This is a genomic window from Streptomyces sp. NRRL B-24572 (assembly GCF_002156145.1).
Classification (GTDB): domain Bacteria; phylum Actinomycetota; class Actinomycetes; order Streptomycetales; family Streptomycetaceae; genus Streptomyces; species Streptomyces vietnamensis.
This window is the reverse complement of the sequence record NZ_MWIG01000309.1, coordinates 1-10,893: the sequence shown is the minus strand read 5'-3', so window position 1 is coordinate 10,893 and position 10,893 is coordinate 1. Positions and strand designations below refer to the sequence as shown.

8 protein-coding genes and 1 pseudogene are annotated in these 10,893 nt (G+C 73.2%); 5 read left to right on the top strand and 4 right to left on the bottom strand.

Features of this window, described 5'->3' with window-relative positions; genetic code table 11:
• Positions 1-521, top strand: a 521-nt coding sequence (locus tag CCN56_RS19360) for a collagen binding domain-containing protein (RefSeq protein WP_143664562.1), incomplete at its 5' end; no start/stop codon positions are given.
• Positions 522-543: 22 nt separating this feature from the next.
• Here the strand turns inward: CCN56_RS19360 and CCN56_RS19355 are convergent.
• On the bottom strand, positions 544-1,575 hold the full coding sequence (locus CCN56_RS19355) for a hypothetical protein (protein WP_373412872.1): 1,032 nt from the start codon (positions 1,573-1,575) through the stop codon (positions 544-546).
• A 373-nt stretch (positions 1,576-1,948) separates the two neighbouring features.
• On the opposite strand from CCN56_RS19355, the gene CCN56_RS19350 reads away from it, so the two are divergent.
• The 4 genes from CCN56_RS19350 to CCN56_RS19335 are packed head-to-tail and all read left to right on the top strand — an operon-like array spanning position 1,949 to position 7,078.
• Positions 1,949-2,782 carry a M55 family metallopeptidase gene (locus CCN56_RS19350; protein ID WP_086828468.1) on the top strand — a complete coding sequence of 278 codons (834 nt, stop codon included), beginning with the start codon at positions 1,949-1,951 and terminating at the stop codon, positions 2,780-2,782.
• Entirely contained in the window at positions 2,775-4,109 is a 1,335-nt protein-coding gene (locus CCN56_RS19345; protein ID WP_086828466.1) for a M20/M25/M40 family metallo-hydrolase, read from the top strand. The genes CCN56_RS19350 and CCN56_RS19345 overlap by 8 nt, the downstream gene beginning before the upstream one ends.
• An 18-nt stretch (positions 4,110-4,127) precedes the next feature.
• On the top strand, positions 4,128-6,146 hold the full coding sequence (locus CCN56_RS19340) for a prolyl oligopeptidase family serine peptidase (protein WP_086828464.1): 2,019 nt from the start codon (positions 4,128-4,130) through the stop codon (positions 6,144-6,146).
• Positions 6,143-7,078 (top strand): LD-carboxypeptidase, encoded by a 936-nt coding sequence (locus tag CCN56_RS19335; RefSeq protein ID WP_086828463.1) that lies wholly within the window; start codon positions 6,143-6,145, stop codon positions 7,076-7,078. Before CCN56_RS19340 ends, CCN56_RS19335 begins: the two co-directional genes overlap by 4 nt.
• Before the next feature lie 113 nt (positions 7,079-7,191).
• On the opposite strand, the gene CCN56_RS19330 is transcribed toward CCN56_RS19335, so the two are convergent.
• From CCN56_RS19330 to CCN56_RS19320, 3 genes and pseudogenes are all read right to left on the bottom strand, one after another.
• Positions 7,192-8,562, bottom strand: coding sequence for a cytosine permease (locus tag CCN56_RS19330; protein WP_086828461.1), 1,371 nt, complete (start codon positions 8,560-8,562; stop codon positions 7,192-7,194).
• Between the two features lie 30 nt (positions 8,563-8,592).
• Complete coding sequence (locus CCN56_RS19325) at positions 8,593-10,035, bottom strand: DUF1116 domain-containing protein (protein ID WP_086828460.1); 1,443 nt, start codon at positions 10,033-10,035, stop codon at positions 8,593-8,595.
• Positions 10,032-10,893 (bottom strand): annotated as a pseudogene (locus tag CCN56_RS19320) (FdrA family protein); the annotation flags it as partial. The gene CCN56_RS19325 and the pseudogene CCN56_RS19320, both read right to left, overlap by 4 nt.

Here is a 10,893-nt window from a genome sequence, read left to right as displayed (position 1 = left end):
TCGTCCTCGGCGGCGCCGGACGGCTCGCGGGCAGCGTCGTCACCGCCGACGGCACGCCCGTGCGTGACGCGGCCGTCACCCTCACCGACGTACGCGGCGAGGTCGTCGCCTCCACCCGCAGCGGACGCGAGGGCGGGTACGTCATCGGCGAACTCGTCGCGGGCGAGTACACGCTCGCCGCCAGCGCCCCCGCCTTCCGGCCCGCCGCACTCCCCGTGAGCGTCCAGTCCTCCCGCGAGACCCGCCAGGACATCGAACTGGCCGGCGGCGCGGTGCTCCGCGGCACCGTACGGGCCGGGGGAGGGCGTCCCGTGGAGGAGGCCCGGGTCACCCTCCTCGACGCGGCGGGCAACGTCGTCGACACCCTCACCACCGGCGCCGACGGGACCTTCCGCTTCATCGACCTGTCCTCCGGCGAGTACACGGTCATCGCCGCCGGGTACCCGCCCGTCGCCACCGTCCTCCAGGTGGCCGGTGGCGGCCGCACCGAGCGCGACCTCCAGCTCGGCCACCAGGACTGACCGGCCTCTCAGGAGGCGGTCGTCAGGAGGAGGCGGTCGTCGCCTTGCGCAGCGCGCTGATGCAGGTGCCGATCGCCTCCTGGAGGGCTTCGAGGCGCTGGAGCATGTCCGCCTCGTAGATGTCCTCCTCCATCACCTCGTCGAGCGTCAGCTCCTCGAAGACCTTCGTCGCCTTCTGCAGGCTGTTGTAGAACTTCGTCCGCCGCTCCTGGACGCGCAGCGCCGGATCCTCCTCGACCGCCTTGGCGACCAGGCCCTTCACCGTGTCGTAGGCCTCGCCGGCCCACTCGCCCGCCTCCTCCGAGTCGTCCAGCTCGTCGAGGAGCGACAGGTGCCGCTCGGCCTCGGCCCGCAGCTCGGCCGGCGCCTCCACGGTCTGCCCGGCGGGGGTCCTGATCTCACCCTTCTCCACGATCTGCCGTACGTACCCGATGCGGTCGGCGGCCTTCGCCTCGTTCGCCACCGCCTTCTTCAGGTCGTCGGTACGGGCGAAGGCCCTGGCCATCTCGGTCTGGAGCGCCGGGTCCTCCTTCATCCGGTCGAGCAGCGCCCCGCGCGCGGCCTCCGCCGTCCCGGGGTCGGCGAGGATCGCCGCCCGCAGCGCCGTCGGGTTCTCCGCGACCTCCAGGGCCTTCGTCGGCTTGATGCCCTCCGCCTCGGCCGCCGCGGTGATCGCCTGGCCGCGCACGGAGTGCGCGCTGTTGCGGGAGGTGTAGTACGAGAGCCAGACGTCCGAGTCCGGCAGCTCGATGTCCTCGCCCGGGACCAGCACCTCGAACTGCGGGACCAGACCGTCGTCGGCCGCCATGTCCCAGGCCTTGTAGTAGCGCATGACCCGCTCCGGCGAGCACCCCGCGAGCTCCGCGAAGGCCTTCGCCGAGACCTTCGTCCGGGCCGTCCCCTCGGCGGCCTGGCCGCCGGGCCGGACGCTCCGGGCCACCTTCAGCGCGAAGGTCCAGCCGCCGGTCCGGGCGTAGACCCCGAAGTCCCGGGCGTCACGGACGACGACGGGGTCGAGGTCCCGGGAGTCCTGGATCTCCTCCGTGTCCTGCACGTCCTGCGCGCCCGGGGCTTCCTGCACGTCCTGCGCGTCCGCCGTGTCCTGCGCGTCCGGTGCTTCCTGGGGCGCGGTGGCCTCCTGGGGCTCGGGAGCCGAAGGCTCCCAGAACTCGGGCTCGGAGATCGCCGAGACCGTCTCGGGCTCGGCGGGGGACGTTTCGGACGGGGTGAAGGCGATGGTCACCGAGGGCTCTCCGGAAGGTCGACAACGACAACTGCGGCCGACAGCCTATACGCACCCGTTGGCAGTGTTTCGTCCGATTCGAAGACCGCCGATCGGGTGGTGTGCCGGGCTGCCATTGGTCCACTCCAACGGTGGTTATCCACAGGGGTGGTAGGGCGGCCGGGCGACGCGTACGGTGCCAGGCATGAAGATCCTCATCAGCGCCGACATGGAGGGCGCGACCGGTGTGACCTGGCCCGCCGACGTGCTGCCCGGGACGCCCCAGTGGGAGCGGTGCCGCGCGATGTTCACGTCCGACGTGAACGCCGCCGTGCTCGGCTTCTTCGACGGCGGCGCGGACGAGGTCCTCATCAACGAGGCGCACTGGTCCATGCGGAACCTGCTCCTGGAGCGGCTCGACGAGCGGGCCGAGATGCTCACCGGGAAGCACAAGTCCCTCTCGATGGTCGAGGGCGTGCAGCACGGGGACGTCGACGGCATCGCCTTCGTCGGGTACCACACGGGGGCCGGCACCGAGGGGGTCCTCGCGCACACCTACCTCGCGAACTCCATCACCGGGGTCTGGCTCAACGGCGAGCGGGCGAGCGAGGGCCTGCTCAACGCGCACGTGGTCGCGGAGTACGGCGTACCCGTCGTCCTCGTCACCGGGGACGACCTGACCTGCGAGGACGCCCTCGGATACGCACCCGAGGCGCCCAAGGTCGCCGTCAAGGACCATGTCTCGCGGTACGCGGCGGTGTGCCGCACCCCGGCCAGGACCGCCGCCGACATCCGCGCCGCCGCGAAGACCGGAGCCGCGCTCGCCGTCCGGCACGAGCCGGTCCGCGGCGGCCCCTTCACCGTGGAGCTGGAGTTCGACGCCGAGCACCTTGGCGCGGCCGCCACGGTGGTTCCCGGCGTGGCGCGGAGCGGCGAGCGGCGCGTCGCGTACACCAGCGAGACGATGTACGAGGCAATTCGCACGTTCAAGGCGGTCACGACCATCGTCTCGGCCGCAGTGGAGGAGCAGTATGGCTGAGGAGGTCCGGGGCCCGGACACGACGGCGCTCGACGAGGTGGTCGGTTTCACCTCCGAGCTCATCCGCATCGACACCACCAACCGGGGCGGCGGCGACTGCCGCGAGCGACCGGCCGCCGAGTACGTCGCCGAGCGGCTCGCCGACGCGGGGATCGAGCCGACCCTCCTGGAGCGGACCCCCGGCCGCACCAACGTGGTGGCGCGGATCCCCGGCACCGACCCCTCGGCCGAGGCGCTCCTCGTCCACGGTCACCTGGACGTGGTGCCCGCCGACCCCGCCGAATGGACCGTCCACCCCTTCTCCGGCGAGGTCCGCGACGGGGTGGTGTGGGGGCGCGGCGCCGTCGACATGAAGAACATGGACGCGATGGTCCTGGCCGTCGTCCGCTCCTGGGCCCGGCAGGGCATCCGCCCCCGCCGGGACATCGTCCTCGCCTACACCGCCGACGAGGAGGCCAGCGCCGAGGACGGCTCCGGCTTCCTCGCCGACCGGCACGCGGCCCTCTTCGAGGGCTGCACGGAGGGCATCAGCGAATCCGGGGCGTTCAGTTTCCACCCGCAGCCCGGCATGACCCTCTACCCGATCGCGGCGGGGGAGCGGGGCACCGCCTGGCTCAAGCTCACCGCCCACGGCCGGGCCGGCCACGGCTCCAAGGTGAACGAGGAGAACGCCGTCACCCGCCTCGCCGCCGCCGTCGCCCGGATCGGCACCCACACCTGGCCGGTCCGCCTCACCACGACCGTCCGCGCCGCCCTCGGGGAACTCGCCGCGCTCTACGGCATCGACGTCGACACCAGCGCCCGCGACCTCGACGTCGACCTCCTGCTCGACAAGCTCGGCCCCGCCGCCGCCCTCGTCGAGGCGACCCTCCGCAACAGCGCCAACCCGACGATGCTGGAGGCCGGTTACAAGGTCAACGTCATCCCGGGCCAGGCCGTCGCCTACATCGACGGGCGGATGCTGCCGGGCGCCGAGGAGGAGTTCGCCGCCACCATGGACCAGCTCACCGGCCCGGACGTGGAGTGGGAGTTCCACCACCGCGAGGTGCCCCTGGAGGCCCCGGTCGACTCGCCGACCTTCGCCAAGCTCCGGGCCGCCGTCGAGCGCTTCGACCCCGCCGGGCACGTCGTGCCGTTCACCATGTCCGGCGGCACCGACGCCAAGCAGTTCTCCCGGCTCGGCATCACCGGCTACGGCTTCTCGCCGCTCCGGCTGCCCCCCGGCCTCGACTACGGGGCGCTCTTCCACGGCGTCGACGAGCGCGTCCCCGTGGACGCCCTGCACTTCGGCGTCCGGGTGCTCGACCACTATCTGAAGTCCGCGTAGGACAGGGGGACCGGACCCATGACAGGGGGAGACGGTATGGCCACGACCACGGCCGGGTACGGCAGTTGGCCGTCACCCGTCGGCGCCGCGCTCGCCGCCGCGCACGACGGGCGGCCCGAGTACCTCGGCGCCGTCGGCGACGAACTGTGGTGGACCGCGCCCCGCCCCGAGGAGGGAGGCCGGCGGGCCCTCGTCCGGCGGTGCGCCGACGGCACCGAGGAGAGCCTGCTGCCCGCCCCGTGGAACGTCCGCAGCCGGGTCATCGAGTACGGCGGGCAGCCCTGGGCGGCGGTCGCGCGCCCGGCGGGCGGACCGCTCGCCGTGTTCTGCCACTTCCCCGACCAGCGGCTCTACGCGTACGAACCCGACGTCTTCGGCGCGGAGCCGCGGCCGCTCACCCCGGTCTCCGCCGTCGGCGGCGGACTGCGCTGGGTGGACCCGGTGATCCACCCGGACCGGGGCGAGGTCTGGTGCGTCCTGGAGGAGTTCACCGGCCCCGCGCCGACCGACGTCCGCCGCGTCCTCGCCGCCGTGCCCCTCGACGGCTCGGCCGCCGAGGACCGCACGGCCGTCCGTGAACTCTCCGACGGGCGCCACCGCTTCGTGACCGGACCCCGGCTCTCCCCGGACGGCCGCCGCGCGGCCTGGATCGCCTGGGACCACCCCCGGATGCCCTGGGACGGCACCGAGGTCCAGCTCGCCGAGGTCGCCCCCGACGGCACCTTCCGCGAGGCCGGGACCGTCGCCGGAGGGACCGCCGAGTCGATCCCGCAGGTCGACTGGGACGCAGCCGGGCGGCTGCTGTTCGTCAGCGACCGCACCGGCTGGTGGAACCTCTACCGCGCGGAGGTCGACGCCGACGGCGGCCTCGCAGAACCGGAGGCGCTCTGCCCCCGCGCGGAGGAGTTCGGCGGCCCGCTCTGGAAGATCGGACTCCGCTGGTTCACCTCCCTGGAGAACGGGCTGATCGCCGTCGTCCACGGCAGGGGAACCACCACCCTCGGGATCCTCGACCCCGAGCGCCGCGCCCTCGTCGACGCCGGCGGGACCCGCACCGAGTGGGCCTCCACCCTCGCCGCGCACGGCACCCGGGTGGTCGGCGTCGCCGCCGGACCGCACCGCTCCTACGAGCTCGTCGAGCTCGACACCCGCACCGGCCGCAGCCGCGTGGTCGGCGCCGCGCACACCGACGCCGTCGACCCCGCCTACCTCCCCGAGCCCCGGATCCGTACCTTCACCGGCCCCGGCGGGCGCGAGATCCACGCCCAGATCCACCCACCCCACCACCCCGAACTCGGCGGGCCCGAGGGCGAGCTGCCGCCCTATGTGATCTGGGCGCACGGCGGGCCCACCGGCCAAGCCCCGCTCGTCCTCGACCTGGAGATCGCCTACTTCACCTCGCGGGGCATCGGCGTCGCCGAGGTCAACTACGGCGGCTCGACCGGCTACGGCCGGGAGTACCGGGAGCGGCTGCGCGAGCAGTGGGGCGTCGTCGACGTCGAGGACTGCGCGGCCGTCGCGGCGGCCCTCGCCGCCGAGGGCACCGCCGACCCGGCCCGGCTCGCCGTGCGCGGCGGCAGCGCGGGCGGCTGGACGACCGCCGCGTCCCTCGTCTCCACCGACGTGTACGCCTGCGGCACGATCATCTACCCCATCCTGGACCTGCGGGGCTGGGCCACCGACGAGACCCACGACTTCGAGTCCCAGTACCTCCGCGGACTGATCGGACCGCTCGACGAGGTGCCCGCCCGCTACAAGGAGCGCTCGCCCATCGAGCACGTCGACCGGGTCACGGTCCCGTTCCTGCTGCTCCAGGGCCTCGACGACGTCATCTGCCCGCCCGCGCAGGCCGAGCGCTTCCTCGCCCGCACGGCCGGCCGGGGCGTCCCGCACGCCTACCTCGCCTTCGAGGGGGAGGGGCACGGCTTCCGCAGGGCCGACACCATGGTCCGGGCCCTGGAGGCCGAACTCGCCCTGTACGTACGGACCTTCGGCATCGAGCGCCAGGACGTTCCGGACCTGGAGTACCGCACGTGACCCCGGTGGACGCCCTGGCCCGGGCCGAGCGGCTCGGCCCCGGGGCGAGGGTCGCCGTCGTCGCACCCAGCGGTCCCATTCCCGAGGAACGGCTCGCGGCCGGGCTCGACATCCTGCGCGGCTGGGGCCTCGAACCGGTCGTCGCCCCGCACGTCCGGGACACCCACCCCACCCTCGGGTACCTCGCAGGCGAGGACCGGGCGCGGGCCCGCGATCTGACCGAGGCCTGGTGCGACCCCTCGGTCTCCGCCGTGCTCTGCGCGCGCGGCGGATTCGGGGCCCAGCGCATGGTCGACCTGGTGGACTGGACGGCGATCCGGGCGGCCGGGCCCAAGGTCTTCGTCGGGTACAGCGACGTCACCGCCCTGCACGAGGCCTTCGCCGTCCGCGCCGGCTTCGCCACCCTGCACGGGCCGATGGTCGCCGCCGCCACGTTCCTGTCGGACCCGGCCACCCAGGAGTCGCTGCGGGCCGCCCTCTTCGAGCCCGAGACCGTCCTGACCCTCGGCCTGGACACGGCGCGGGCCCTGATACCCGGCCGCGCCCGGGGCGTGACGCTCGGCGGCTGCGTCAGCCTCCTCGCCGCCGACCTCGGCACCCCGCACGGGCGGGCCTCGGCGCGCGGCGGGCTGCTGCTCCTGGAGGACGTGGGGGAGGAGCCGTACCGCCTCGACCGCATCCTCACCCAACTCCTGCGCTCAGGATGGCTCGACGGGGTCGCGGGCATCGGCCTCGGCTCCTGGGAGGAGTGCGGCCCGTACGAGGAGGTGCGCGCGGTGCTCGCCGACCGGCTCGGCGGCCTCGGGGTTCCGGTCCTGGAGGAGATGGGCTTCGGGCACAGCCCGACCGCACTGACCCTGCCGCTCGGCCTGCCGGCCGTGCTGGACGCGGACGCGGGGACGCTCACGCTGGAGGAACCGGCCCTGCGCTGACCGGGGCCGGGCCCCGCTCCGGGGCGTCGGCCCCGGCGCGTCGGCGCATCCGCCGGGCCGGGCCCCGTTCTGATCCGGCTCGTCGTGGCGGCGTGGTGCGGGGGCCGGGGCGGCTACCCCGCCGTCACCTCGGCAGCGCCGACGGCCGGGGACCGGTCCCCGGCCTCGGACGGCCGCGACACGACCCGTTCCAGGACGGCGTACGCGGCCACCGCGACGACCAGGCCGGTGACCGCGTCGGACAGCTGCGGCGCCCACCAGTGGGCGACACCGCCGGCCGCCGCGCCGACCGCCCAGGCCACGAAGGCCGTCGGACGGACCGCCACGGTGGGACGCCGGTCCATCGCGCCGCGGCCGCCGCGGGCGAAGAACATGTCGGCGATGAGCACGCCGCCGAGCGGCGGCACGAACACGCTCAGGATGACCAGCCAGCTCAGGAAGTGGTTCCAGACGCCCGCGAGAGCGGCCACCGTACCGATGAGACCGAGGACGATCGTCATCAGGCGCATCGTCGTGCCGGTCAGGTGCGACCAGCCCAGGGCGCCGTTGTACAGGCAGTGGCTGCACACGGAACCGAGGTTGACGAAGACGAAGACGGCCGCGATCACGTTCAGGATCCCGGAGTGCTCGCCGGTCAGGATCGGCAGGAAGTCGCCGCCCGCCGTGCCGGCCGCGGCGATGGCGCCCGCGGCGACGACCAGACCACCGGTGACCTGGGCGACGAGGCTCGCGACCGGGAACGCGCTGACGGTCGCGAGGACGGCCTGCCGGCCGTTCTTCGACCAGCGGGTGAAGTCCGCGGTCATCGTGCCCGAGTCGGCGAACGTCGCCATGATCGTGGAGACGGCCGCACCGAAGGTGAGCGTGGACGCGCCGCCGACGCCCCGGTACGAGAACACGGCGCCCAGGTCGTGGTCACGGGCCACGACGACCAGGGCGATGACACCGGCGACGATGAACAGCGGTGCGGCGACCGCGCCCAGCCAGGACAGCGCCTTGATGCCCAGATAGGTCAGACCTATGAAGCCCAGACCCGCGAGCACGGTGACGAGCTGCTCGTGCCAGCCGAACGACGCGTGCAGCGTCGCGCCGGTGGCACCGGTGTTGAACGCGAACCAGCCGACCACGATCGTGGCCAGGAACGCGGAGGCGATGACGTAGCCGCCGCGGCCGAAGGTGCGCGTGGCCTGCAGCGAGAAGCTCTCGCCGGTGCTGCCGGCCCGGTGGCTGAGGATCCCCACGTACAGGAGCATGACGAGGTTGGCCACGAGGATGGCCGCGAGCCCGCGCCAGAAGCCCAGCATGGCGACGACCACGCCGCCGGGGATGGCGTTGGTCAGGATCATGGGGAATCCGAACCAGACGGCCGAGACCGTCAGGAGCGACTTGCGGCGGTCGGCCGGTACCGGGCCGTGCTCGAACTCGTCGTCGAGTTCCCGGTCCGCGGATGTGTCCGTTTCCGCGGCGGAGCGGTTTGTTTTCATCGTGTCCGGTCTTCCGGGAGGGCTGTCGCGTCAGGCGAGAGCGGCGGCGAGGGCGGTGGCAGCCTTGGTGAAGACCTCGGCGGGCGGGTGGGTGATGCCGGCGCCGATCATTCCGATGCCGGCGTCCTTGTGGGCGATGGCCGTGTTGATGATCGGCAGGATCCCGGTGTCGAGGACCTTGCGGACGTCGATGCCGGTGGGCAGGCCCTGGAAGTCGAGGGCCGGGATCGTGACGTTGGGGTTCTGCGCCGTGGTGATCTCGCCCATGTCGCGGGTGTAGCCCATGGCCTCGGCCACGGTGCCGCCGACGAGCGCGACGATGGCGGGCGCCGCCGACATCGCGAAGCCGCCGAAGCCGTACGTCTCGGTGATCGCGCTGTCGCCGATGTCGAGGCCGGAGTCCTCCGGCTTGTACCCGGCGAACATCGGGCCGATCACCCTCTGCGCGGGACCGGTGAACCACCGTCCGGGCAGGCCGGCGACGCGGATGCCGAACTCGACGCCGTTGCGGGCCATCGTGGTGACGATCGTGGAGTCCGCCACGCCGTTGGCGGCGTCGAGCGCGGCCTTGGCCATCGCCATCCACGTCGGCCCCGAGAAGTAGTCGGAGGACGCGACGAAGTCGAAGACCTCCTTCTTCTGCTCGGTCGTGAAGGACGACCGGAGCAGGCCCGGCGCGAGCGCCTGGAAGAGCAGCAGGGTGCCGGCGCCGTTGCGGTTGTGGCACTCGTCGCCCATGTGGAGGGCCTGCGACAGCAGCAGACGCAGGTCGACGGGGCCGGTGAACTCGACGGCCTCCTTGAGCATCGGGCCGAAGACGTCCCGCATCCAGACCAGGCGGTCGATGACGCTCTGGTCGTTGGCACCCATCCGCAGGATCTTCGCCATCTGCTCGGACAGGTTGGTGTACGCGACGTTGCCGTGCGTCTCGTTCTTCACGATGTGCACGTACATCGAGGCGGAGGTGACGCCGGCCATCGAGCCGACCGAGTCCGCCTCGTGACACGGCTTGAAGGTGATCCGGCCGGAGGCGGCGACCTCGGCGGCCTCGTCCAGGTCCTTCGCCAGGCCCTCGAAGACGATCGCGCCGGTGACGGCGCCCTTCATCGGGCCGTTCATGTCCTCCCAGGCGATGGGCGGGCCCGAGTGGAGGATCGTGGTCGGGGTCATGCCGGGGACGACGTCGAGGGCGCGGTCGAAGCCGATCAGCATCGGGCGGGCGGCCGTGATGCGCTCGACGGCCTCGGCGTTGGCGGCCTCGATCCGGGCGGCGAGCTCGGGGCGCTCAAGGGCGTCGAGGGCGCGGGCGGCCTCCGGGTGGCCGCCGCCGGGCGGGGTCCAGTCCAGGGTGGAGACCTTGGCGTCCTGGGCCGCGATGTCGGCGTCGAACATGGCGAGGCCGACGTTGACGACGCTCAGGTCGGAAGCGAACAGCCGTGCGGCCGGGGTGAGTTCGGTGTTCTCGGTGCTCATGCCTGTGCCTTCTTCGCGATCTCACGGGCGAACCGGCCCGTCTCGGTGGAGCTGAGGGTGACGGTGACGCCGGCCGCGCGCAGGGCGGCGCTCTGGGCGGCGACGGAGGGGGCGTCCAGGTCGGTGCCGAGGACGTAGGCGACGATCTCCAGGTGACGACCGGCGTCCTCGGCGATGCGCCGGGCCTCCTCGATGGCGGGGAGGGTGGTGCCGACCGGGTCCTCGTGGGAGCCGAAGCCGAGGACGAAGTCCATGACGATCGCGGCGACCTCGGGGTCCTTGGCCTCCTCGACGATGCGCTCGATGCGCAGGGCCGGGTCGATCATCGGGTGCGGACGGCCGTTGGTGAAGTCGTCGTCGCCGAAGTCGAGGAAGGTGTGGCCGCGCGAGGCGGAGCCGGCCGGGAGACGGAAGCCGGCGTTCTTCTGGATGTTGGACCAGACGTCGAGCCCGGCGTCGCGCACGGCGTACATGGTCTCGTCGCAGAGGGTGCCGCCGCAGAACAGGCCGCGTACGTACTTCTGGCCCTCGGCCAGGCGGGAGACGACGGCGTCGGCGGCGGCCTCGGCATCGAACTCCTCGACGGCGGAACCCTCGACGCCGGCGAGCTCGACGGCCTTGCGGGCGGCCTGGAGGCTGCCGGCGGCGAAGTGGCCGCCGGCGGCGGTGACCGCCTCCTCGGAGCCGTCGATGAACCAGACGACGACCGGCTTGCCCGCGGCGGCGACCTCGGCGAGGACCTTCTTCTCGACGGAGGCGGCCGGCGGCTTGGAGACGAGGACGATGACGTCGGTGGCCGGGTCGGCGGCGAGCGCGCGGATGCCGTCGACCATCATGACGCCGCCGACCTGCTCGGAG